The following is a 24209-nucleotide window of genomic DNA, read 5'->3' on the forward strand; positions in this document are numbered from 1 at the left end:
GAATCCTATCAAATTTAAATTGCTAAACTACCATGCTTTTCTTTATTATACATAAAAATACCCTATCGGGTAGACTTTTTTTAAATTGTCTACCCGATAGGGTACATTATAGCATTTGCTGATCTTTTAATATTAGTACCAAATTGATAAAATTATTAGTATATTTTGCAATGTAACACACATAATATTATTATGTGGAAGAAATTTATTATATATGGACTTTTAGGTCTTTTAGGAGAGGTATTTTGGAATGGTTTTGGAGCAATGCTTAAGGGAGATATATTACTTAGGGGCTCAACTTGCATTTGGATGTTTCCTATCTATGGTCTTACTGTGTTTCTTGAACCAGTCCATAATAGGATCAGGCATCTTCCGCTTATTGTTAGGGGAGGCATATATATGGTTCTTATATTTGCGGTAGAATTAATTAGCGGACTATTGCTTAGGTTAGTTTTAGGGGAGTGTCCATGGAATTATGTAAACAAAACATTGTCAATATGTGGAATAATAACATTAGCTTATGCACCAGTATGGATCGCTTATGGAATTGTGTTCGAAAAAATACATGATGTTATTGTAGGTATTGAGAACAAAATTAATCGTAATACTAATTAGGATTAGACTAGATATTATAAATTACAAAAAAATGATGTGGTAAGTTTAATTTTAAAATACATTAAACTTGCTACATCATTTTTATAGCTTATGGTTAGAAGTTAAATTTAATAATAATGAATTAACATCTTCCTTAAGGGTAATCGCATTCTCAAGTGAAAGGCCAGTCGAACAAAAGATTTTTTTTGGTATACCAATAGCCAGTTTTTTTAATCCAGTACCGGAAGGAGTTAAGGTAATATATACATTTCGCTCATCTACAGTATCTCTAGTTCTTTTTATTAGGTTCATGCACTCTAATTTTTTAAATAGAGGGGTTAAAGTGCCAGAATCAAGATGTAAATTTATTCCTATTTCTTTTACGGTTATATTATCCTTTTCCCATAATACTAGTAGAGCGATATATTGGGTGTAGGTTATACCTAGTTTATCTAATTCTGGTTTGTAAAGTTTTGTTATTTCACGGGAACAAGCATATAGAGTGAAACATAATTGATTATCTAATTTAAGGGATTCATCTGTCAAACTTAATCATTCCTTTTCATTTAAAGTAAATTTTGAGTTTATGTTCAATACTCATTAGTTTAATAGGAGATTCAAATCTTACTACCACATTTACAATTAATATCTTTACTATTTTAGTTGATTTTATTCAATTACATAAAATCAAATTGAATAAAATCTAATTATAAATTAAACATATCATGTTAGTTACAAAATGTCAAGTATTAGTCTTACTTGGTTGTCAATATAATTCTTAATCTAAGATAATAAATATATAAAATGATGTTAATTTATCATGGTATAGGTTTTAGTAGCACCAATTTTAATTAGTGGGTTTTGTAACATTAATTTTATTTACCATGAAGCCTGATACATAATCAAATTGGTACCATTTTTCAATTTGAGTTTTATCACCTAAGTAAGTTGATTCAACTGGTGAACTATTATTAATATATAAGTTGGAAGTGGAGTTAAATAAGAATATTCCATCAGCACCAGCTTCATATACATTATTAGCCCGTAATAAGTACTGTGCAATATCTAAATATTCCTTGTTGTTTATATATAATCCTTGTTTTACTAACTCTTCTTCTTCTTTTGTTATATCATGACCACTAACATCTGCAGAAATACCTATATATAATTTTACATTTGTATTTTTGACTATAGATACATAAGAATCAATGGGAAAAGTTTTGTCTTCGCTACCAATGCTTGAAGGTATCAATGTATCGAGTAAACCCTCCTTAACCCAAGTGTTAACATCAAAACCATATTGAATGGGATCTTTCCAAGGTACTCTTATAGTAATAGTTTTATTTTTTGGTAGTTCTTTTCGCAAAGTTCGTAAAAATTCATTCATAATGACTACTTTTTGATCACTTAGAGTTTCACTTCCAAAAATAGTTGGATACCTACAAAAATCTAATGTTACGCCACTTACATTATTAAAAGAACCTGCTTCTATAAGTATATTTTTTATATAATCTCTAACTTTTGGATAGTAATAGCTTAGAGGAAAATTCCCAGGTTGAGAGTATTGTTTGAATTCATTATACATTGATCCGTTTAAAAATCCATAAATAGTTGGATTATAAAACACATCCATCCTAAGTGAAGCATTAACTTTTATGTCTTTATTTGCACCTCTATCAGCTACAACCTCGAGTGGCGACCTTCCAGAGGCTAATATATTTAATATTTGGGATTTTGCTAATTTATCTCCATCTCTAAGCTCAGAATCAAATTCTTCAGTGCCTTCAAATGCATTGCCAGCATATTTACTATTATAATTTAAAGCACCTGTAGTTCCTAAACACCAATTTATTATCCCGACATTTTTGCTGCTAAGCCTATCCACAGTTTTATTTTCAAGTGTTTCTACAGTAGGATATTTACCAGAAAAGAAATCAGAATATCCATCAAAATCATAAATAACTGTTTGAGTGTTTACATTCTGTTTTTGATATAAAGTAACCTGATCAGTTGTTAATCCTATTAGTTTAATATAGGCAATCCTAGCATTTTTGTAAGGAATTGCATTGATTTGAATCGAATTATTACTAAAATTTGATATTATTGTAGATTTTTCATTAAGCCATTGATCACCATATAACTCATTAGAATTAAGAGAAACATCACCCTTTATCTGGGTCATTGATGTAGTATCTGTAGTTCCTATCCTAAAACTATCCGTACCAGTCACATAACCTACATAAACCCTAAACCAGCCATTGAGTGTTACGGGCATTTTTAATGTTAGGGCATTTTCTCCATTGTCAAGTATTGATCCATTTTTATTGTTTTCAGAATCTGCGTATGACCCTAAAGTCCACCCGGAATTCACAGCATTAGTATGTCCTGTTGCTGACATCTTATCCATTTGTGTATATAAATATACGCTTCCTGGGGTTGAACTTATAGTTTGACCTGGATCCAAATTAACTGTTGAAATATTCATTTTTAGATTCTTTGTTGTTTCTTCAATTATCTGGTTACCTGTCACAATTTTTATCACAAGTTTCATATCGCCTGATTGAGTTATATTACTGAGTGTCGATAAAATAGTTTTGCCATCGAGTACGGTTGTAGCTTCTGCTATAATATTATTGTTTTTGTATAGATATGATTTAATACTATACGCCTTAATATTTATAAGAGTTGTATCATCAATAAGTACATTTGTTGAAATATTTATACTCTGGTTCTTTTCGTCAGTGATTACAGTAGAACTTTTTATTACTAAAGGTTTTACTACTGCAAAATCGTCTATATATACTTTATTGGTACCAGTAAGTGAATCAGTCATATCACTATAGAGTATAACCTTATCGGCAAGTCCACCGGCGGATAGTTCTGGATTAGTAAAGTTACCTATAGTTTTTCCATCTAATAATATTGATATAGTTTTGTTGCCATCATTCTTGACTGACCATCTATGAATGTTATTATCATTAGGTAAATATGCATTGAATGTTTGAAAAGGATTTGTTCCTGAACTTTTGCTTAATAAGTTTATGTTTACTTTGTTGTTAGAGTCTTTACTATTAATGCTAAGACGATATCTTTTATTGTTGGCAATTATATCTAGAGCAAAACCTCTCCAACCTTCATTTGTAGAAGGAGTTTGTAAATCTGTTATTTTAGCATCAAATTCTACATTAAAAGGTCCAGCACCTATTGATACATCTTTACTTATTTTTGAAATAGAATTTTGGGTGTTACCATAAAATAAATATTGTCCATAAGGAATATGAGTATTATATTTTTCGCTTTCACTAGTATCTGCTATAAATGAGTCATTAGAATCATTACTTTTACTCCAACCACTAGTAATAATGTTATTGCAGTAATCGTTAAAAATAGTTTTAACATTTTCATTATTTACTGCAAGTATATTATTATTGATTTTAAAAGTCATCTGCAAAGCAGTTTGCAATTGTGTATCGTCTGTTGAATAAATTTCTTTATCCATTTTTAAAGTATACGTTTCGCCTAGAGTGTATCCTTTTACTGGTGGATTAATTAAAATGGATTTTTTATCAATACCGAGCTCCGTTGTTATAGCCGGAGATTTCCCTGTACTATCGACTATAGTTATTGATTTTTTTAAGGTATCATCAAATTTAAGCTCTTTGTTAAATTGGATATTCCAGACCTTATTTGCGCTCACAACTTGATTATTAGTTGGTTCAAAAGCATATGAATTATGAGTAGATATTAATAAAAAACAAAACAATAAAACAAATGTGGTTCTTAATAGTTTTTTCATCTCTTGTAATCCCCCTGTTTAACTTACTTTTATATTTATCTGTATTTTAACACAATTTACCTTATTATATAATAAAATTGGAAAATATTAAATTTACAGATATATATTATTATTGTAACAATATTCAAATTATTTATTGGATAAAATGTTAAACAAAGTTATTTTTTTGTTAATATTAAAAGGAAATATAGGCCAAGATTTAATGAACAAGGCAGTTGTTAAAAGATAAATTAAAAATAAGTAAATAACATATCATAAGTATAATAAAGTAATAAAAAAGCTAAAAGCCCAACTATAACCCAAAAAATAACTAGCTTAAAATTTGTTTTTTTAGGTTTTTTTGTAAAAACATCAATAATTTTATTGAGTGGTTCACTGATTTCAGCATGTATTATTTTCTTTAAATCATCATTCATTTAAGACACCTCATAAATTACTTACTTATATATATTATCTAAATGCAATTTAATATACCTTATATTTAAAATTTGATCAGTAATTAACTGAAACAAATAATTTAGTGAAAGTTTTTTAGCAAATCATATAAAAATAGATTTTAGGTTAAATTACTACGTATAATATTATAAATTTGGAGAGAAAATAATAAAGCAAATGGTTTTGAATGTAATTTAACAAAAGGGGGTTTTAATAATGCCTGATCATCAACATGTTGGTGGTAGTAAAAATAGTAATATCGATATTAAACGTGATAATATTCATAAACCTAAGAAAAGCAATGGAGATAAGAAAAATCAGCCTTTGTATAAAAATTTTAATGGAGAAATTATTGACTAGCTCATAAAATCTGTAGTATGAATTTGATGTGTAAATAAAACATTTGAAAAATATTATCTAAAGGGGCGACGATGATATGCAAAAGGGCAAAGAAAGTGAAACTAATAGTAAGAAGGTTAATATTGGTACTAAAAGAACAGAACCTAGCGATAGACAGAAAAAGGGTGAAAAAGCAAGAAAGAATTAAAGTTAATATATATATGTGTGGAAGTAAAAGGAGAGTGATTTAATGGTTAACAAATGTGATCATTTTATAGATGAAGGTTATAAAATAATGAAATTTGAGAGGGATACTGACAAAATAACTGGACAAGAAATAGGGACAATTGAGGTAAAGGCGTTAGATGGTCAGAGGCAGTATATAACATTAGATGATAACGGTGCTGATGAAATAGAGAAAAGTTTATTTGAATATTTAAAAAACAAATAGAATCATGAAAATAAGGTATGTTAATAATTTGCATACCTTATTTTTATTTATTGTTATTTATAAAATTTCATAAATAAAAGATGTAATTTTTCCAGGTATATTGTAGAATAGAATTTGTTTGTAAAATTCAAACATAAAGTATTAAGCGTAAATATTTACGATTATTTTATTAGATACTAAGATTAGATACTAAGATTAGGAGGTAATTTAAGTGAAAAAAGTTGCGGTTATTTTTAATGGCGGCACAATTTCGATGACACTCGATCCAAGAATAAAGGCAGCAGTTCCAACTCTAAGTGGAGAAGAAATAATGTCTATGGTTACAGGAATTGAAAAGTATGCGCAAGTAGAATCATATACTTTCTCAAGCATGCCAGGTCCTCATATGACGCCAGAAATCATGATGGACTTGTCTAGGTACATACAAAAATTTTTAATTCGGGAGGATATATGCGGGGTTGTAGTGACTCATGGTACGGACACACTTGAGGAAACAGCATATCTATTACATCTAACTATTGATAATTCAAAGCCGGTAATTGTTACGGGTTCAATGAGAAATGGATCGGAACTAGGGTATGATGGTCCTGCAAATTTATCTGCGGCTATTTGTACTGCTATTTCGAAAGAGGCACGTAATAGAGGGGTATTAGTGTGCTTAAATGATGAACTTAATTGTGCGAGTGAAGTTACTAAAACACATTCAATGCATCTAAATACTTTTCAGAGTCCAGAGTTTGGACCCATAGGAATTATAGATAACAATGAAGTAATATTTTATAGAGATAGTTTAAAAAAAGAACATATAACAACAGATAAGATAGAAACTAGAGTGGATTTAATAAAGGCTTGTGCTGGTATGGGTTCAAAACTAATTGATTTTTGTGTAAAGGAAGACGCAAGAGGAATTGTTATTGAAGCTATGGGAAGAGGAAATATTCCTCCAAAAATGGCAGAAGGAGTAAAAGCAGCCATTGCAAAGGGCGTAGCAGTTGTTATGGTGTCTAGGTGCTTTAAAGGAAGAGTACTAGATTCCTATGGGTACCCTGGTGGTGGAAAAGAACTTAGGAATGCTGGCGTTATTTTTGGAGATAGTCTGCCAGGTCAAAAGGCTAGAATTAAACTTATGCTGGCACTTGCGAGTACAACAAATTTAAAAGAAATAAAGCACATGTTTGAAGATGGAAGGTATAAAAGCCGAATTTAATGAGTAGAATATGATTAAATATTCGCCATGGTATTGACGTAAACTTACGTTTTTGATATTATGTTTGTATAAAAAATAAAATACAGAATAGGGGAGAAACATGAAATCAGCAGAAAACATTGAAAAAAGTTCTATATTTGAGAAGCTTTTTAAATTAAGAGAAAATAAAACAACAGTTAAAACAGAAATAATGGCGGGGATAACTACATTCATTACTATGGCATATATTATATTTGTAAATCCTAATATTCTTAAATTTGCAGGAATGAATTTACCTGGAATAAAGGGTGACGGTGCAGCCGGTTTCAACGCATTAAATGATCCAGTTGTAGCATCTGTTTTTGCAGCTACCTGCATTGCAGCAGCTGTGGGTACATTTGTAATGGCTTTTTATGCTAATTTGCCTTTTGCACAGGCACCAGGAATGGGATTAAATGCATTCTTTACTTATAGTGTATGTTTGGGACTGGGATACACATGGCAACAAGCGTTAGCAGCGGTTTTTATATCAGGAATTTTATTTATAATAATAACACTTACATCAATACGAGAAAAAATAGTGGATGCATTGCCACAAAATTTAAAACTTGCTATTTCAGGTGGTATCGGACTCTTTATAGCACTTATAGGATTTAAAGGTGGCGGAATAATTGTAAGTAATAAAGAAACTTTAGTAGCCTTTGGTAAGCTAACATCTCCAAGTGCGATAGTTACATTAATAGGTATAACTATTACGGCAATATTAATGGCTAGAAAAATAAAGGGGTCTATACTATTTGGAATTGTTATAACTGCTATAGTGGGTATTCCTTTTGAAATTACAAAACTAGCAGGTGTTGATGTATTTAGTAAACCACCATCTCTTGCACCAACATTCATGCAGTTTGATTTTGCAGGTCTTTTAGGAGCAGGCGCTGGTAAGGGGATATTTTCAGCAATAATGAGTGTAGTAATGGTTGTAATAACATTTAGTTTAGTGGATTTATTTGATACAATAGGAACACTCGTAGGAACAGCAACAAAAGCTAAAATGCTCGATGAGAATGGACGAGTAAAAAATATGAATAAAGCATTAATGTCTGATGCATTAGCAACTACTGCAGGAGCAGTTATGGGAACAAGTACAATAGTAACTTATGTTGAATCTACGGCAGGAGTTGCAGAAGGTGGAAGAACAGGTCTTACATCAGCTACAGTGGGACTCTTATTTTTATGCTCATTATTTTTTAGTGGACTTGTAGGAGTAGTACCAGCTGAGGCTACGGCCCCAGCACTTGTAATAGTTGGAGTACTTATGATGAGCTCGATTACAAAGATTGATTTTGAAGATTTTACGGAAGCACTTCCAGCATTTCTTACAATAGCAATAATGCCATTTAGCTATAGTATAGCAAATGGAATAGCTGCAGGAATTATTTTCTATCCTATAGTAAAAGTTGTAACAGGAAAGTATAAGGAAGTAAGCCCTATAGTTTATGTTTTAGCATTCTTATTTATAATTAGATTTATTATATTACCTTAATGTTTAAATTATATATTAATATATTAATACGCAATGCAATAAAAAAACATTAAGAGGTTAAACTGGTACTTATAAAATAGATATTTTAAATATCTATTTTATAAGTACCAGTTTATAATTTAAGCCTCTTTTTACTGAAATATTTTGAATGTAACAAAGTTAGCATTATCCGAATAATATAATAAAAACTATATAAAGGATGATACTATGAAAATAAATAATAGACTGTCTAATGTATCCGAATATCATTTCAAAAGAATTGATGATATTAAAAATAAAGCTATTACTGATCATAAGAAAATTATTGACCTTAGTATAGGGGATCCAGATTTACCAGTCAATTCAAAAATCACAGATGCACTAATAGAGGCTCTAAAATGTAAAAAATATAATAATTATCCCCCTTATGATGGAATAATTGAACTGAAAAAAGCAGTTATAAAATACTATAATCACGTTTATAATGTATGTCTAGACTTAGATGAAGTAATAATTCTTATAGGATCAAAAGAAGGTATAAACAATATCATTCCGGCTGTATGTGATATAGGGGATTGTGTAATAGTACCTGAACCTGCATATCCAGTTTATAGCATTTGTTCAAAACTATGGGGCTGCGTGCCATATACTGTGCCATTAACACAAAGCAATGGATATATGCCAAGGCTTGATGATATTCCTGAAATTATTGTTAATAAGTGTAAACTGATGTTTATAAATTATCCTAATAACCCTACAGGCGCAGTAGCGAGTAAAGAGTTCTATAAGCATATTATAAAGTTTTCTTATGATAATAATATTGTTTTATGCAATGATTCAGCATATAATGAGATAATTAGGCAAGATAAAGAACCAATTAGCCTTATGCAATATGACATATTAAGGCGAAATGTGGAATTTGGAACTTTATCTAAGACTTATAATATGACAGGATATAGAATAGGGTATGCTGTAGGTAACGCTGAAGTAATAAATGCTCTTTTAAAAATAAAAAGCAATTGTGATTCTGGTCAATTTATACCAGTTCAAGAAGCTGCAGTTGCTGCTCTTAATTTAGAACGTGATTATGTTCAGAATATAAGAAAAATATATGACGAAAGACGTGAAGTTGCTAAAAGTGTTTTACTAGAAAAAAACATAAAATACTTTGATGCGGAAGCTACTTTTTATTTATGGTGTAGAACACCTAAAAACTATACTACAAATGAATTTTGTGAAGAATTGCTGATTAATCATGGGATTATTGTTACACCTGGTAATGTTTTTGGAAAAATTGGGTATGATTATTTCCGTATAGCTCTTACAAAAGATAAGCATATTATTGAAGAGGCTTTAAAATCTTTAAAAAAATGTGGTGATTAATATTATTATTGGTATAATATAAGTTATATAGGAAATATTTTATTAATAGTATAAGCTGATTTTTAAATATATAAAATTACAGCTTGATGGTATTTTTTAAAATTAAAATCGTAATAAAAGTAAAAACTTATAATTTTAGCTTGAAATTAAGGTAATATTTTATGTATACTTATTACGAGGTCACAATGAACAATGGAAGGATGTCTTGTTATGATTAGAAGTATGACTGGGTTTGGGAGAGGAAACTCTGAGAAAGATGGTAAAAGTTTTACAATTGAGATTAAAAGTGTTAATCATAGATATTTTGAAACTAATATAAGAATGCCTAGAGTATTAATATCTTTTGAGGATAAAATTCGAAAAATAATTGGTGGAAAAGTAAAAAGAGGAAAACTTGATGTTTTTGTAACTCAAGGGAATTATGATAAGGAAGATGTTGAAGCATATTTGAATGAAAAATTAGCTGCAAGTTATATAAATTGTCTTACAGTCTTAAAGGATAAATATGGTTTAAGTGATAATATATCTGTTGCAGCGGTGGCTAAATTACCTGAAGTAATAACACTTAAACAAAGGGAAGAAGATGTTTCACAAACCTTTGAGCAGATTGAGGTAGCATTAACAAAGGCGCTTGGGGCTCTTCTTTTTATGAGAGAAAGAGAAGGCAGAAAGTTACTCGAGGATGTTATGATTAAGTGTGATTTAATTAATGGTTTAGTTGAGAAAGTTAAAGCAAGGGCACCTCTTGTTGTTTGTGAGTATAAAGCAAAGCTAACTCAAAGGCTCAATGCCTTGCATAAGGAAGTTGAGTTTGACGAAAATAGAGTTGCTATGGAGATTGCAATTTTTGCTGATAAAGCAGGAATCGATGAAGAAATTGTAAGATTACATAGTCATATAAATCAAATGAGAGAAACTTTAATAATAGACGAACCAATTGGTAGAAAGCTTGATTTTATTATTCAAGAAATGAATAGGGAAACTAACACTATAGCATCAAAAGCAAATGATTTAGAAATTTTAAATACAGTAATTAGTATGAAAAGTGAAATAGAAAAAATTAGAGAACAAATACAAAACATAGAATAAAATGGAGGCAAATGATGAGTATAAAGTTGATAAACATAGGGTTTGGAAACATTGTTTCAGCGAATAGATTGGTAGCTATAGTCAGCCCTGAATCAGCGCCTATAAAAAGAATAATTCAAGAGGCAAGAGATAGAGGGATGCTAATTGATGCTACTTATGGAAGAAGAACCAGAGCGGTTATTATTACTGATAGTGATCATGTTATTTTATCAGCTGTTCAGCCTGAAACTGTTGCACATAGATTATCTGTTAAAGATGATGACCATTTAGACGAGGTTGAGGAATAATGAAAAGTAGAGGACAGCTAATTGTAATTTCAGGACCCTCCGGTGCTGGTAAAGGGACTGTGTGCGAGGCGCTTCTTAAGAAAAATGATTTCTGGATTTCAGTTTCAGCGACTACTAGAAGCCCAAGAAATGCTGAAATAGAAGGTATAGATTACTATTTTATATCTAGGGAAGAATTTAAGGAAAGAATTGAATCAAAAGACTTTCTAGAATATGCGCAGGTTTATGGAAATTGTTATGGTACACCTAAATCTGAGGTTCTAAAAGTGCTCGAGACTGGTCGTGATGTAATACTTGAAATAGATATTCAAGGCGCTCTTAAGGTGAAAATGGCTTATCCAAATGGTTTATTTATTTTTATACTTCCACCATCTATGGAGGAATTAAGAAATAGAATTACAAATAGGGGCAGTGAAACACCAGAGTCATTAATGACTAGATTTGCGTCTGCTCATGAAGAAATAAGTTTTGTATCAAAATATGATTTTGCAGTTGTGAATGATACTGTGGCTAGTGCATGTGAGAAAATCCAAAGCATTGTAATTGCAGAAAGATGTAGAGTAGATAGAATGAATGGAGATTTTTTAAAGGAGGAAATTATAAATGAATAATTCAATGATTAGTCCATCAATAGTAGATTTATTAAAAGAGGTTGACAATAGGTATTCTTTAGTTGTAGCAACATCTAAAAGAGCAAGACAAATAATAGAAGGTCAAAGCCCACTTGTACAGGTGGACTCAACAAAGCCAGTTACTATTGCTATAGAGGAGATTTATGAGGGAGCAATTGTTGCAATCACAACAAAAGAAGGAATAAAATAGTATGGAAAATACAAAAACGGTAGTTATTGGAGTTACAGGCGGAATAGCTGTATATAAGGCTCTAGATGTTATTAGTAGATTGAAAAAAGAAAATGTTGATGTGCATGTTATAATGACAAAATCCGCTATAGAGTTTGTAAACCCAATAAGCTTTCAATCACTCAGTCAGAATATGGTTATACATGATATGTTTCAGGAACCTAAAGCATGGGAGATACAACATATAGCTCTTGCTAAAAAAGCAGATCTATTTGTTGTAGTTCCAGCAACTGCCAATATAATTGGTAAAGTTGCAAATGGAATTGCAGATGATATGCTTACTACTACTATTATGGCAACTAAGGCACCTGTGATTTTTGCCCCGGCAATGAATGTTAATATGTATAATAATCCTATTCTACAAGAAAATATTCAAAAGTTAAAAAATTTTGGTTATGAGTTTATTTCTCCTGTATCAGGAAGGCTTGCTTGTGGTGACATAGGAGAAGGAAAACTTGCACAAACTGAAGATATTTTTGAAGTTATTATGAGTAAATCATATCCTATAAAGGATATGATTGGTACTAAGGTTTTGGTTACAGCTGGACCTACAATTGCACCTATTGACCCTGTAAGATTTATAACTAATAGATCAACAGGAAAAATGGGATATTCAATTGCGAGAGAAGCAAGAGATAGAGGTGCAGACGTAACTTTAATATCGGGACCATGTAATGAAAAAACACCTTTTGGTGTAAGTATCATTAAGATAAATACTAATGATGAGATGAGGGCCGCTGTAATAAGCAATTATGAAGATAGTGATATAGTTATAAAAGCAGCAGCTGTATCTGATTACAAGCCTAAGTTATACTCTAGTAGTAAAATTAAGAAAAGTGAAAATAGTTTAAACTTAGAGTTTGTACGAGATAATGATATTTTAAAAGAGTTAGGATTACATAAAAATAAGCAAATTTTAGTAGGTTTTGCAGCAGAAAGTAATGACTTACTTAAAAATGCAAAAGAAAAGTTAGTTAAAAAAAATTTAGATTATATAATTGCTAATGATATAACAAAAACAGACAGTGGGTTTGGAACTGAAGAAAATAAAGTAATTATTTTAAGCAAAGATAACGATCCAATAGCATTAGATATAATGTCTAAGAAACAAGTTGCTAGGGAATTGTTTAATTTAATAAAAAAAAAGCGCTAATGCGCTTTTTTATATTATAGAAAATTATAAAATTAAAAGGGTGATTAAGTGTATCAGTATGCTGGAGTTGTAGTGAATAACGATTCAGTTCAGGTAGATAAAATTTTTACATATAAAATACCTACTAATTTATTAGGTGGTTTACAGTTAGGATTTAGAGTTAAAGTTCCATTTGGTAGGGGGAACAGAACATTAGATGCTTTTGTACTGGAACTTTACCTGCAATGTGATAGCGCTATTAATATTAAGGAAATAACTAGTATATGTGATGAAATGCCACTTCTTAAAATAACTGACATTGAACTTGTAAAAAACATGAAAAAAAAGTATCTTTGTACATATCTTGAATGTATAAAAGTTATTATTCCAAGGGGTATAACAAAGGGAATAAAAAAGAAAACATCATTATTATTAACTATAGGGAAGCAAATAGAGGGCAAATTTTTAAATGAACCTTATAAAAATATTTATGATTTGATAGAATTAAATAAAATGAAATATAATAAAAATGAATTTAGTAAAAATTTTAAATTATCATTATCATCAATCAATACAATGATTAAACATGGGTTCTTAATTCAACAAGAAGTTACGATTAATAGGTATAATCAAAAACATTATGCTAAGTACGAAGAAAAAATACTGAATGAAAGGCAACGTCAATCAGTAGATTTTATAATGAATTCTAAGAAAAATAAATTTTTAATTCATGGAGTTACCGGTAGTGGAAAAACTGAAATATATATGAAATTGGTTAGTTATATGTTAAAGGAAAATAAGCAATCTATAATACTTATACCAGAAATATCGTTAACACCTCAAATGGTTGAAAGATTTAAAGGACGGTTTGGTCCTGAAATTGCGGTTTTTCATAGTAGATTGTCAGATGGTGAGCGTTTTGACGAATGGATGAGAGTAAAGCTTGGGAAGGCACAAATTGCAATTGGAGCAAGGTCAGCTATATTTTTACCTTTTGAAAACTTAGGATTAATTGTTATAGATGAGGAGCACGAGGCTAGTTATAAATCAGACAGTGATCCAAAATTTGATGCTCGTGAAATAGCATACATGAAATGTGAACTTGAAGATTGTAAACTAATACTAGGATCAGCTACTCCGTCAGTCGAGAGCTATTATAAGGCTACAATAAATGAACTTTCATTAATTACTATTAATGAAAGAGCAGATGGTGCAGCAATGCCAAAAGTAGAAATTGTAGACATGCGAGAAGAGCTTATGAACAACAATCGCTCGATATTTAGTAGGTTACTATATGAGGGCATTACGCAGTGTTTAAGTAAAAATGAACAGGTAATTTTGTTTCTAAATAGAAGAGGATTTTCAACATTTGTATCCTGTAGAAAATGTGGTTATGTTTTTAAATGTAAAAAGTGTGATATTTCATTAACATATCATAGTGCAGGTGAATACTTAACATGCCACTACTGTGGTGAGAAGGAAAAAATCAGTAAAGTTTGCCCTAGTTGTGGCAGTAGTTATGTGAAATATTTTGGTGTTGGAACAGAAAAAATTGAGCAAGAAATTAATAGAATTTTTCCAAGTGCAAAAACATTAAGAATGGACTTTGATACAACACGGAAAAAAAATTCTTATGAATATATATATAATACCTTTAAAAATAAAGGAGCAGATATTCTAATTGGAACTCAAATGGTTGCTAAAGGTTTAGATTTTAAAGATGTTACATTAGTCGGAGTAATAGCTGCTGATTTATCGCTTAATTTACCGGATTATAGGGCTTTTGAGCGGACATTTCAGCTGCTTACTCAAGTTTCAGGAAGAGCAGGTAGAGGTAGTAAGGAAGGCAAGGTAGTTATACAAACATATAGTGCAGATGATTTAACTATTCAATATGCAGCTAATAATGATTATGATAGCTTTTATAAAAATGAAATTATGATGAGAGAAGTTATGAATTATCCGCCTTTCTCAAGTATTCTAGTTATAACTATGAGTTCTGAGAATGAAAATATGTTAATAAAAAACATACAAAATGTTGGTGTAAATTTAAAATATAAAATTAAAGATAATAATAAAATTACATTGCTTGGACCATGTACCTGTGGAGTTTCTAAAATTAAAAATTTTTATAGATGGCAAATTATTATTAAAGGAGATATTAAAGAAACGATTGCTCTAGAAATAAAAAATTCTGTTTATGAATTAGTAAAAAATGTTTATAGTAGTATAAGAGTTAGTATAGATATCAATCCAAGCAATATGATTTAGTAACGTAAAGCTAATAATTTAGTTAGAAGGAGATTAATACATGGCTATAAGAACAATTAGAATATATGGTGATGAGTTATTAAGAAAAAAAAGTAGAGTCGTAGATGAAATTAACCAAAGAATTTTATTATTAATCAAAGATATGAAAGAAACTATGTATATTTCTAAGGGGATAGGTCTTGCCGCGCCGCAGGTTGGTATTTTAAAAAGAATAGTTGTTATTGATATTGGTGATGGCCTTATAGCACTAATAAATCCGGAAATCGTGAAGATGGAAGGCTCACAAATCGCAGGTGAGGGTTGTTTAAGCATACCAGGAACACAAAAGGATGTAGATAGGCCGGAAAAAGTAAGCGTATCTGCATTAAATGAGATGGGTGAGAAGATAGTAATTGAGGGAGAAGGCCTCCTTGCAAGAGCATTCTGCCATGAAATTGACCATTTAGATGGGGTATTGTTTATAGACAAAGCAATAGAGAGTGAGGAACAATAATATGAAGATAATTTTTATGGGCACGCCACAATTTTCAGTACCATCTTTGCAATCACTTATAAATGAATTTGAAGTTGCGGCTGTATTCACTCAGCCAGATAGGCCGAAAGGAAGAGGTAAAAATTTAGCTATGTCACCGGTTAAACAGTTGGCAACTTCATGTAATGTACCGGTATACCAGCCTTTAAAGCTTAAAAACAATAATGAAATGATAGATAAAATTAAGGAATTAAAACCAGATTTTATTGTAGTAGTAGCATTTGGTCAAATACTACCAAAAGAAATATTGGATATCCCTAAATATGGATGTGTAAATTTACATGCATCTTTATTGCCAAAATATCGGGGAGCAGCTCCTATAAACTGGTGCATAATTAATGGTGAGAGTAGTTCTGGTAATACAACAATGCTTATGGATGTTGGGCTTGATACTGGTGATATTCTTTTAACAAATGAGGTTAAAATTAGTAATGATATTACAGCAGGAGAACTTACAGACATTCTTAGTAATACAGGGGCTAAACTATTAGTTGAAACAATAAATGCAGTAATAAATAATAAAATTCAGCCAATTAAGCAAGAAGATAAGGCTAGTACATATGCGTCTAAGCTAGATAAGAAAATGGCAAGTATTGATTGGGCATGTAGTAATACTAATATTCATAATTTTATAAGAGGTTTAAATCCATCACTAATTGCGTATACTCATTATAATGATACTGTAATGAAAATATATAAATCAAGAATATTAAATGAGTTATCAGATAAGCAAGTTGGATGTATTATAGATGTTTCAAAAGAGGGATTAAAGGTATCAACTGGCAGTGGGGTTTTACTTATTGAGGAAATTCAATTTCCAGGTAAAAAGCCTTTAAAAGTAAAGGATTATATAATAGGTAATAAAATAGATTTAGGCATGATACTTAAATAATTAAATCACATGGGGAAATTGAGGGAAGAGTATGAGTAATAGTAGACTGGTAGCAGTTACAATTATAGAAAAAGTATTAAATGAGAATGCTTATTCAAATATTGTTTTAGGATTAGAACTTAATAAATCAGAGCTAAGCGATAAAGATAAAGCTCTAGTTACAGAAATAGTTTATGGAACGTTAAAATACAAGTATACTATAGATAAAATATTGCAACACTTTGTTAAAAATGGTTTTGATAAATTAGAGAGTTTTGTTTTAAATATATTAAGAATATCAGTTTATCAAATTAGGTATTTAGATAAAGTTCCGAGTTTTGCAACTGTTAATGAGGCTGTAAATTTAACCAAGAAAAAGAGTAACATAGGAGCATCAAAGCTTGTTAATGGTGTGCTTAGAAGTTACCTTAGGGAAACAGGCGAAAAGTATTACAATGAAGAGAATGATATTGAAAGATTATGTTTTGAGTATTCATTTACTAAAGCTTTGGTTAAACTCTTTATAAAGCAATATGGACCTCAAAAAGCTGAAGAAATTCTCAAGGGGTTAAATTATAAGCCAGATGTTACTGTCAGAGTTAATACTCTAAAATTAACTTATAAAGAAATATGGGAAAAACTTATAGAAAATGGTTATAATATAGAAGAAGGTTATGCTTCATCCGAAGCAATACGAATTATTAAGGGGAAAAACATAGAAAATAATATTTTATTTAACGAAGGGAATATAACGGTTCAAGATGAGAGCGCAATGCTAACGGCACCTTCTATGGATCTCAAACCAAACATGAAAGTCTTAGACCTTTGCAGCGCACCAGGTGGAAAAACAACGCATATAGCAGAGATTATGAAAAATACAGGTATAGTCCTTGCGTTTGATATACATAAAAATAAATTGTCTTTAATAGAAGAAAATATAAAACGAATAGGAATTACAAATACAACTTGTGAAGCTCAAGATGCTACTGAATATGTTCCAGATTTGTTTGAATATGCAGATAGAGTGCTTATAGATGTACCATGTTCAGGGTTAGGAATCATCAGAAAAAAACCTGAAATAAAGTGGAGTAAAAATATAAAAGATATAAATAATATAATAGATATACAAAGACGTATAATGGATAATGCCTCAAAATACGTAAAAAAAGGGGGAGTACTTGTATATTCAACATGTACCCTTAATAAAGATGAAAACGAAGGCAATATTGAATGGTTTCTAGAGTCACACTGCGAGTTTAAGATAGAACCTGTATTTTTTGGGGAATTTGATAATATAAAATATAATGACAAAGGATATGTTACTATATATCCAAACGAATATATGGATGGCTTTTTTATAACAAAACTTATAAAGTCATAGCGGCTCTATAAAACTCGTGAGTGTGTAAAATGATTGGGTGTGTAAAATGATAAATATATTAGATATTGATTTATTGGAACTGCAACAGTGGATGAAAAGTAATGGGGAAAGCAAATTCAGGGCTAAACAAGTATTTGACTGGATTTACAAGGATGTTTGGGAATTTGAAAATATGAATAATATCCCACAAAGTATAAGAGAAAAGTTACAAACTAATTTTTATATAGGAATACCAAGTCTTATAGAAGAGTATACTTCAAAACATAATGATACAAGAAAATACCTTTTTGAACTGTCGGATGGTAATTTAATTGAATGTGTTGTTATGAAATATAAACATGGAAATTCTATATGTATTTCTACACAAGTTGGATGTAGGATGGGATGCAAATTTTGTGCATCTACCATCGGAGGAATGATTAGAAATATAACACCGGGAGAAATGCTTTCCCAGATATTAAAATCACAGCATCTGATTAACAATCGTATTTCTAATGTTGTACTGATGGGAAGTGGGGAGCCATTTGATAATTTTGATAATGTAATGAAATTTCTTAAACTTGTTAATTCAGTGAATGGATTAAATATTGGACAAAGGCATATAACTATATCTACATGTGGTATAGTTCCTAAAATCAAAGAGTTTGCCGATTTTAATATGCAAACGACACTTGCTATTTCGCTTCATGCACCTAGTGATGAAATCAGAGTGAAGAGTATGCCAATTGCGAATAAGTATTCTATTGCAGAAATAATTGATGTTTCTAAGTATTATATAGATAAAACTAACAGGCGAATAACATTCGAATATGCTCTTGTTAAGGGTCTTAATGATAGTAAGTCAGATGCAGAAAAATTAAGTGCTTTGTTAAAAGATATGTTATGCCATGTTAATTTAATCCCGGTTAATGAGATTAAAGAAAATGAACTAAAGAGATCTTCAAATGAAAATGTGGCTGAGTTTAAGAGGGTTCTTGAGGATAATAATATTCAGACGACGATAAGACGAGAAATGGGGCTAGATATTAATGCTGCATGTGGACAGCTTAGAAGAAGCCATATTAAAAGTGAAGAACTTAAATGAGGGGGTGTAACAATGATTGGGGTTTTATCAGATGTTGGGAATGTCAGAAAAATAAATGAAGATTCTGTAGGTTATTTAGAAAGCAGTGATTATGATATTTATGTTGTTGCTGACGGCATGGGAGGACACAATGCTGGGGAAGTAGCAAGTGATTTAGCTATTAAGGTTATAATGGAATATATAAAGAACAATCATAAAGGCACAGACCTTAGAAAAGTTCTTTCAGAAGGTATAAAATGTGCAAATAAGAAAATTTATGATATGGCAAGTCAAAATGATTCTCTTAAAGGAATGGGTACAACTATAACAATTTGTTTTAGAAAACAGAATGAAATGGTCGTTGCAAATGTGGGGGATAGTAGTTGCTATATTATAGATAGCAAAAGAAAATTAGTAAAAGTAACAAGAGATCATTCTCTAGTGCAGCAGTTGTTAGATAATGGGACTATAACTGAAGAAAAGGCAAGAAATCACCCCAATAAAAATATTATTACAAGGGCTCTTGGAACAAATGAGTTAGTAGAAGTTGATTTGTTTGACCTTGATTTGACGAGTGTTATCAAATGTATTTTATGTACAGATGGTCTTACTAATGATGTGACTTATTCTGAAATGTATGATATTATTGTTGAAAATGATAATGATACAAGTTGTAAAATGTTAGTTGACTTAAGCAAATTTAATGGTGGACGCGATAATATATCCGTTATCGTATTTGAAGGAGAGTGCAGAGATGATAGGAACCATATTAGGGAGTAGATATGAACTCCTTGAAAAAATTGGAGAGGGTGGAATGGCAATAGTTTATAAAGCTAAGTGCCAATTACTCAATCGTTTTGTTGCTGTAAAAATATTAAAAGAAGAATTCTCAAATAATATAGAATTTATGGAAAAATTTAAAAAAGAGGCACTGTCTGTAGCTAGCCTTTCATCAAACAATATAGTTAATATATATGACGTTGGAAGTGAAAGGGATATTAACTATATAGTAATGGAATATATAAAGGGAAAGACACTCAAGGAAATTATAGTCGAAAGTGGTAGCATGAGTACTGATTTAGTACTTGACTATGGTATGCAAATAGCAAAAGCACTTGAATGCGCTCATAAGAATAACATTATACATAGAGATATAAAACCTCATAACATTCTTGTAACTGAAGATGGAACAGTTAAGGTTACAGATTTTGGTATAGCAAAAGCGGCAAGTTCAGTTACTATAACTAATACTAGTACTGTAATGGGGTCAGCACACTATTTTTCACCAGAACAAGCTAAAGCAAGCTTTGTAGACTGCAGAACAGATATTTATTCATTTGGAATAGTATTATATGAGATGGTTACGGGTAGAGTGCCTTATGATGCAGATAGCCCAGTATCAGTAGCATTAAAGCATATACAAGAAAAGGTTGTACCACCTAAGGAAATAAATAATAAGGTTCCAGAAAATTTGAATAAATTAATACTAAAAGCTATAGAGAAAGAACCAATAAAGAGGTATCAAACTGCAAAAGAAATGTATTTGGATCTTCAGAGAATACAAAATAATAGCGATTATACTATTGCAGGTAATAACATGGATAACGAATACACAAGAGTTATGGCACCTGTAAATCCTGCTGATTATGAAAAAGAAGAAGATGTGGTTGAAAGTCCAGAGCCAATGAACAAGAATAAAAATAAAGATAAAAATAAGAATAAAAATAAAAAAAAGACAATAATTGTGACTTCAATAATTTTATTAATTGTTTTATTCAGTGCTTTAGGTTACGTATATATGAACGGTAATAATGGTGTAGTACAAGTTGAAACAAAGCTAGTAGTTCCTAAAATTATAGGGCTCGATAAGGCAGCTGCAGAAAAATTAGTTGTAGCAAAGGGTCTTAATTTTGTAGTTAATAAACAAGTAAATAGTGATGAACCTAAAGGTGCTGTTACAGCATGTTTTCCTGATGAGGGAACAGAAGTAAAAGAAAACTCAGAAGTTAGAGTTTACGTGAGTAAAGGACCAACAGGTTTTAAAATCCCGTCGGTTATAGGACTTGACCAAAATGCAGCTAACTCTAATATTGAACAAAATGGGCTAGTACTTGGTAATGTTGCAGAAGAATACAGTGAATCAGTTGCGAGTGGACTTGTAATAAGTCAAGATCCTAGTGAAGGTAGCTTAGTTCAAAAAGGCGATAGTGTAACCTTAGTAATAAGCAAGGGACCGAGTGTTAAGATTACAAAGGTGCCAAATTTATTTGGATTATCTTTAGATGATGCATTAGCATCATTGAAAAGTTCAATTTTGACATTAGGTGATAAAAAATCAGTAACAACTACTGATAAATCTCAGGATGGTATAGTCTTTAGTCAAAGTATTGCTGCAAATACTGGGGTTCAGGAAGGTAACTCTGTAGGTGTTAGTTATTATACCTATAAAGAACCTGAAAAACAGCAAGTTGATGTTCCAAACTTTATGGGAAAAACAGTTAAAGATGCAAAAGATTTAGCTGATCAAAATGATATAAAGATATCAGTATCTGGCAATGATGAAGATATAATTCAAACTCAAGATAAGGATGCAGGAACTAAGGTCAGTGTTGGTGATACTATAACTTTAACAGCGGAGGCTGCGACTCAGGATCCAACGAAAACCGATCCAACGACAAATAAAAATTCTAAAACTGATTAGTAAAAAGAATATAAAATTAAAGGTAAATGGTGGAGGATATATGCAGGGAGTAATCACAAAAGGTATAGGTGGTTTATATTTTGTAAAAGTTAAAGACAGAGTAATAGAATGTAAGGCAAGGGGAAAGTTTAGGTACACTGGACTTTCTCCTGTTATTGGTGATAAAGTAGAAATAATGCTAGAGACGGATGATACCAAGGGTGTAATTGAAGAGATTTTTGCAAGAGACACAGAGATGATACGCCCAGTAGTTGCTAATGTTACTCAAGCATTTGTAGTTTTCGCATTTAAAAAACCTGATTTAAATATGGAATTGCTCAATAAATTTTTAGTGCTTTGTGAGAATTATAGACTAAAGATAGTTCTTTGCTTAAATAAATTGGATTTAGTTGAGAAAGTTGATGAGGATCTTATAAAAGAATTAAAAAGTGTTGGATGCGATATAGTGTTTTTAAAAGCAAAAGAGGGAGAGGGACTTGACGAGCTAAGGGCGAAGATAAAAAATAATATATCTGTTTTTTGTGGACCGTCTGGAGTCGGAAAGTCAACTATACTTAATAGCATAATTGGAAGAGAAGCCATGAAAACTGGAGACATAAGTAAAAAATCGCAAAAGGGAAAACACACCACACGTCATAGTGAACTTATTGAATATGAGGAAGGATTCCTACTAGATACACCAGGTTTTTCATCATTAAGTTTGGATTTTATAGAGAAAGAACAATTACAGCATTGTTTCCCTGAATTTGAAAAATATAGATGTGAATGTAGATTTTCTAATTGTATGCATTATAAGGAACCTAATTGTGGAGTTAAGGAAGCTGTAGAAGCTAATGAAATTTACAGAGATAGATATAAATTTTATGTAAAAACTTTAGAAGAAATTATTGCTAGGGGGAATAGAAAATGATAAAAATAGCACCATCAATATTGTCAGCTGATTTTTCAAGGCTAGGAGAACATATTAAGCAATTAGATGCATATGGTTCTGATATGATTCATATTGATGTAATGGATGGTATGTTCGTACCTAACATTTCTTTTGGCGTTCCAATTATTAAGAGCATTAGAGAACTAACAAGACTTCCATTTGATGTACATCTTATGATAGAAGAACCGTCTAGATATGTAGAAGAATTTGTACATGCGGGTGCTGATATCATAACTGTTCATTATGAAACTGATAGGCATATTGATAGAACTATTAACTATATAAAAAGTTTTGGGGTTAAAGTAGGAGTTGCATTAAACCCTGCCACTCCTGTGGCCTTAATAAAGCATCTGATAAGTAATGTTGATATGGTACTTATTATGACAGTAAATCCGGGATTTGGAGGACAAAAATTTATTGAATACTGCTCGGATAAAGTTAAGGAAGTCAGAGCTCTTGCAGATATTTATAATAAAGATATTATGATTCAAGTAGATGGTGGAATTGATGAATCTAATATCCATGATGTTGTGAGTAGTGGTGCTAATGTAATAGTAGCTGGGTCAGCTGTATTTAGAAATGGTGAAATCGAAAAAAACATAAAAAAATTAAGAGCTGAAATTTAATAATAATTGTGTGATAAACAGCTTCGAAGGTGATGATTGACATGAAGGTTATAATAATATCAGGAGGTGCACCTCCCTTAAAGGAATTACTCATGAAAGAAATTATAGAGGATACATTTTTAATTGGAGCTGACAGTGGCGCCAATTGTTTGTATCACTATAATATTAAACCGGATTTACTTGTAGGAGATTTTGATAGTATAGATAAAGAAGTACTTAATTATTATAAAAAAAACAATTGTTTTTTAGATATTTATCCGACAGAAAAAGATTTTACTGATACTGAAATTGCAGTTAGAAAGGCTATAGGTATGAATCCAAGTGAAGTAGTTCTGTTAGGATGTACTGGCAGTAGAGTTGATCATCTACTTGGAAACATTGGAATGCTTAAGATTTGCTTAGAAAATGGCGTTAATGCATGTATTAAAGATAATAATAATATTATTACGTTAGTCAATGCTTCAACACTATTAAATGGTATCGTAGGTAAGGTATTTTCAGTTCAGTCTTATGGCGATGAAATAATTGGATTAACAATAGAAGGAGCTAAGTATCCTTTAGATAATTACAATTTAAAGATTGGTGAGAGTATAAGTATTTCAAATGAGTTTGCATGTCCTCAAGTTAAACTTAAATTTAAATCTGGAACGCTTATGATAATATTATCAAAAGATTAATATTTATATAAAAAACTATTTTTTATTGATTACTTCAATAAAAAATAGTTTTTTATTTTGTAAACATTATTAAAAATAAAT

24 protein-coding genes are annotated in these 24209 nt (G+C 30.7%); 21 read left to right on the top strand and 3 right to left on the bottom strand.

What is annotated here, in order from left to right; all coding sequences use genetic code 11:
- The first annotated feature begins 192 nt into the window (after positions 1 to 192).
- Entirely contained in the window at positions 193 to 615 is a 423-nt protein-coding gene (locus tag KPL37_RS12290; RefSeq protein ID WP_216149776.1) for a putative ABC transporter permease, read from the top strand.
- Between the two features lie 81 nt (positions 616 to 696).
- Here KPL37_RS12290 and KPL37_RS12295 read toward each other — a convergent pair whose 3' ends face one another.
- From KPL37_RS12295 to KPL37_RS12305, 3 genes are all read right to left on the bottom strand, one after another.
- Complete coding sequence (locus KPL37_RS12295) at positions 697 to 1140, bottom strand: MarR family winged helix-turn-helix transcriptional regulator (RefSeq protein ID WP_216149778.1); 444 nt, start codon at positions 1138 to 1140, stop codon at positions 697 to 699.
- A gap of 301 nt (positions 1141 to 1441) precedes the next feature.
- Positions 1442 to 4390: a glycoside hydrolase family protein gene (locus KPL37_RS12300; protein WP_216149780.1), complete on the bottom strand. Its 2949-nt coding sequence runs from the start codon at positions 4388 to 4390 to the stop codon at positions 1442 to 1444.
- Between the two features lie 230 nt (positions 4391 to 4620).
- Positions 4621 to 4806 carry a hypothetical protein gene (locus tag KPL37_RS12305; protein WP_216149782.1) on the bottom strand — a complete coding sequence of 62 codons (186 nt, stop codon included), beginning with the start codon at positions 4804 to 4806 and terminating at the stop codon, positions 4621 to 4623.
- Between the two features lie 235 nt (positions 4807 to 5041).
- On the opposite strand from KPL37_RS12305, the gene KPL37_RS12310 reads away from it, so the two are divergent.
- The 20 genes from KPL37_RS12310 (at position 5042) to KPL37_RS12405 (ending at position 24128) form a co-directional block, all read left to right on the top strand.
- Positions 5042 to 5185 (top strand): hypothetical protein, encoded by a 144-nt coding sequence (locus tag KPL37_RS12310; RefSeq protein ID WP_216149784.1) that lies wholly within the window; start codon positions 5042 to 5044, stop codon positions 5183 to 5185.
- Positions 5186 to 5414: 229 nt separating this feature from the next.
- Positions 5415 to 5615, top strand: a complete 201-nt coding sequence (locus tag KPL37_RS12315; RefSeq protein ID WP_216149786.1) for a hypothetical protein — start codon at positions 5415 to 5417, stop codon at positions 5613 to 5615.
- A 211-nt stretch (positions 5616 to 5826) separates the two neighbouring features.
- Entirely contained in the window at positions 5827 to 6822 is a 996-nt protein-coding gene (locus KPL37_RS12320) for an asparaginase (RefSeq protein WP_216149788.1), read from the top strand.
- A 100-nt stretch (positions 6823 to 6922) separates the two neighbouring features.
- On the top strand, positions 6923 to 8344 hold the full coding sequence (locus KPL37_RS12325; protein WP_216149790.1) for an NCS2 family permease: 1422 nt from the start codon (positions 6923 to 6925) through the stop codon (positions 8342 to 8344).
- 207 nt (positions 8345 to 8551) lie between these two features.
- Positions 8552 to 9706: an aminotransferase class I/II-fold pyridoxal phosphate-dependent enzyme gene (locus tag KPL37_RS12330; RefSeq protein ID WP_216149792.1), complete on the top strand. Its 1155-nt coding sequence runs from the start codon at positions 8552 to 8554 to the stop codon at positions 9704 to 9706.
- 210 nt (positions 9707 to 9916) lie between these two features.
- On the top strand, positions 9917 to 10795 hold the full coding sequence (locus KPL37_RS12335; protein ID WP_216149794.1) for a YicC/YloC family endoribonuclease: 879 nt from the start codon (positions 9917 to 9919) through the stop codon (positions 10793 to 10795).
- Between the two features lie 14 nt (positions 10796 to 10809).
- Positions 10810 to 11082, top strand: coding sequence for an extracellular matrix/biofilm regulator RemA (gene remA, locus KPL37_RS12340; RefSeq protein ID WP_071613272.1), 273 nt, complete (start codon positions 10810 to 10812; stop codon positions 11080 to 11082).
- Positions 11082 to 11693: a guanylate kinase gene (gene gmk / locus KPL37_RS12345; protein ID WP_216149796.1), complete on the top strand. Its 612-nt coding sequence runs from the start codon at positions 11082 to 11084 to the stop codon at positions 11691 to 11693. Before remA ends, gmk begins: the two co-directional genes overlap by 1 nt.
- Positions 11686 to 11904, top strand: a complete 219-nt coding sequence (rpoZ, locus tag KPL37_RS12350) for a DNA-directed RNA polymerase subunit omega (RefSeq protein WP_216149798.1) — start codon at positions 11686 to 11688, stop codon at positions 11902 to 11904. The genes gmk and rpoZ overlap by 8 nt, the downstream gene beginning before the upstream one ends.
- Position 11905: 1 nt before the next feature.
- On the top strand, positions 11906 to 13096 hold the full coding sequence (gene coaBC / locus KPL37_RS12355; RefSeq protein WP_216149800.1) for a bifunctional phosphopantothenoylcysteine decarboxylase/phosphopantothenate--cysteine ligase CoaBC: 1191 nt from the start codon (positions 11906 to 11908) through the stop codon (positions 13094 to 13096).
- Between the two features lie 48 nt (positions 13097 to 13144).
- A complete protein-coding gene (gene priA / locus KPL37_RS12360) occupies positions 13145 to 15346 on the top strand; it encodes a primosomal protein N' (RefSeq protein ID WP_216149802.1) in 2202 nt (733 codons plus the stop codon).
- Positions 15347 to 15386: 40 nt separating this feature from the next.
- The gene (def, locus tag KPL37_RS12365) at positions 15387 to 15839 is read left to right on the top strand and encodes a peptide deformylase (RefSeq protein WP_216149804.1); all 453 of its coding nucleotides are present in this window, start codon (positions 15387 to 15389) and stop codon (positions 15837 to 15839) included.
- A gap of 1 nt (position 15840) precedes the next feature.
- Positions 15841 to 16770: a methionyl-tRNA formyltransferase gene (gene fmt, locus KPL37_RS12370; RefSeq protein ID WP_216149807.1), complete on the top strand. Its 930-nt coding sequence runs from the start codon at positions 15841 to 15843 to the stop codon at positions 16768 to 16770.
- 31 nt (positions 16771 to 16801) lie between these two features.
- Positions 16802 to 18130, top strand: a complete 1329-nt coding sequence (rsmB, locus tag KPL37_RS12375) for a 16S rRNA (cytosine(967)-C(5))-methyltransferase RsmB (protein ID WP_216149809.1) — start codon at positions 16802 to 16804, stop codon at positions 18128 to 18130.
- Between the two features lie 46 nt (positions 18131 to 18176).
- Positions 18177 to 19214 (top strand): dual-specificity RNA methyltransferase RlmN, encoded by a 1038-nt coding sequence (gene rlmN / locus KPL37_RS12380; protein ID WP_216149811.1) that lies wholly within the window; start codon positions 18177 to 18179, stop codon positions 19212 to 19214.
- Between the two features lie 12 nt (positions 19215 to 19226).
- Positions 19227 to 19973 (top strand): Stp1/IreP family PP2C-type Ser/Thr phosphatase, encoded by a 747-nt coding sequence (locus tag KPL37_RS12385; protein WP_216149813.1) that lies wholly within the window; start codon positions 19227 to 19229, stop codon positions 19971 to 19973.
- Positions 19948 to 21894, top strand: coding sequence for a Stk1 family PASTA domain-containing Ser/Thr kinase (gene pknB, locus KPL37_RS12390; protein ID WP_216149815.1), 1947 nt, complete (start codon positions 19948 to 19950; stop codon positions 21892 to 21894). The genes KPL37_RS12385 and pknB overlap by 26 nt, the downstream gene beginning before the upstream one ends.
- Positions 21895 to 21934: 40 nt before the next feature.
- Positions 21935 to 22804: a ribosome small subunit-dependent GTPase A gene (gene rsgA / locus KPL37_RS12395; protein ID WP_216149817.1), complete on the top strand. Its 870-nt coding sequence runs from the start codon at positions 21935 to 21937 to the stop codon at positions 22802 to 22804.
- Positions 22801 to 23451 (top strand): ribulose-phosphate 3-epimerase, encoded by a 651-nt coding sequence (gene rpe, locus KPL37_RS12400; protein ID WP_216149819.1) that lies wholly within the window; start codon positions 22801 to 22803, stop codon positions 23449 to 23451. Before rsgA ends, rpe begins: the two co-directional genes overlap by 4 nt.
- Before the next feature lie 41 nt (positions 23452 to 23492).
- Complete coding sequence (locus KPL37_RS12405) at positions 23493 to 24128, top strand: thiamine diphosphokinase (protein WP_216149821.1); 636 nt, start codon at positions 23493 to 23495, stop codon at positions 24126 to 24128.
- The last annotated feature ends 81 nt before the right edge of the window (positions 24129 to 24209 follow it).

The organism is Clostridium frigoris (genome assembly GCF_018861865.1).
Lineage (GTDB): Bacteria > Bacillota > Clostridia > Clostridiales > Clostridiaceae > Clostridium_AD > Clostridium_AD frigoris.

Excerpts from the sequence above, each read along its gene's own strand:
- KPL37_RS12290 (WP_216149776.1), top strand. The coding sequence starts at position 193 with ATGTGGAAGAAATTTATTATATATGGACTTTTAGGTCTTTTAGGAGAG.
- KPL37_RS12300 (WP_216149780.1), bottom strand. The coding sequence starts at position 4,390 with ATGAAAAAACTATTAAGAACCACATTTGTTTTATTGTTTTGTTTTTTA.
- KPL37_RS12305 (WP_216149782.1), bottom strand. The coding sequence starts at position 4,806 with ATGAATGATGATTTAAAGAAAATAATACATGCTGAAATCAGTGAACCA.
- KPL37_RS12310 (WP_216149784.1), top strand. The coding sequence starts at position 5,042 with ATGCCTGATCATCAACATGTTGGTGGTAGTAAAAATAGTAATATCGAT.
- KPL37_RS12315 (WP_216149786.1), top strand. The coding sequence starts at position 5,415 with ATGGTTAACAAATGTGATCATTTTATAGATGAAGGTTATAAAATAATG.
- KPL37_RS12325 (WP_216149790.1), top strand. The coding sequence starts at position 6,923 with ATGAAATCAGCAGAAAACATTGAAAAAAGTTCTATATTTGAGAAGCTT.
- KPL37_RS12330 (WP_216149792.1), top strand. The coding sequence starts at position 8,552 with ATGAAAATAAATAATAGACTGTCTAATGTATCCGAATATCATTTCAAA.
- KPL37_RS12335 (WP_216149794.1), top strand. The coding sequence starts at position 9,917 with ATGATTAGAAGTATGACTGGGTTTGGGAGAGGAAACTCTGAGAAAGAT.
- remA (WP_071613272.1), top strand. The coding sequence starts at position 10,810 with ATGAGTATAAAGTTGATAAACATAGGGTTTGGAAACATTGTTTCAGCG.
- gmk (WP_216149796.1), top strand. The coding sequence starts at position 11,082 with ATGAAAAGTAGAGGACAGCTAATTGTAATTTCAGGACCCTCCGGTGCT.
- rpoZ (WP_216149798.1), top strand. The coding sequence starts at position 11,686 with ATGAATAATTCAATGATTAGTCCATCAATAGTAGATTTATTAAAAGAG.
- coaBC (WP_216149800.1), top strand. The coding sequence starts at position 11,906 with ATGGAAAATACAAAAACGGTAGTTATTGGAGTTACAGGCGGAATAGCT.
- def (WP_216149804.1), top strand. The coding sequence starts at position 15,387 with ATGGCTATAAGAACAATTAGAATATATGGTGATGAGTTATTAAGAAAA.
- fmt (WP_216149807.1), top strand. The coding sequence starts at position 15,841 with ATGAAGATAATTTTTATGGGCACGCCACAATTTTCAGTACCATCTTTG.
- rsmB (WP_216149809.1), top strand. The coding sequence starts at position 16,802 with ATGAGTAATAGTAGACTGGTAGCAGTTACAATTATAGAAAAAGTATTA.
- rlmN (WP_216149811.1), top strand. The coding sequence starts at position 18,177 with ATGATAAATATATTAGATATTGATTTATTGGAACTGCAACAGTGGATG.
- KPL37_RS12385 (WP_216149813.1), top strand. The coding sequence starts at position 19,227 with ATGATTGGGGTTTTATCAGATGTTGGGAATGTCAGAAAAATAAATGAA.
- pknB (WP_216149815.1), top strand. The coding sequence starts at position 19,948 with ATGATAGGAACCATATTAGGGAGTAGATATGAACTCCTTGAAAAAATT.
- rsgA (WP_216149817.1), top strand. The coding sequence starts at position 21,935 with ATGCAGGGAGTAATCACAAAAGGTATAGGTGGTTTATATTTTGTAAAA.
- rpe (WP_216149819.1), top strand. The coding sequence starts at position 22,801 with ATGATAAAAATAGCACCATCAATATTGTCAGCTGATTTTTCAAGGCTA.
- KPL37_RS12405 (WP_216149821.1), top strand. The coding sequence starts at position 23,493 with ATGAAGGTTATAATAATATCAGGAGGTGCACCTCCCTTAAAGGAATTA.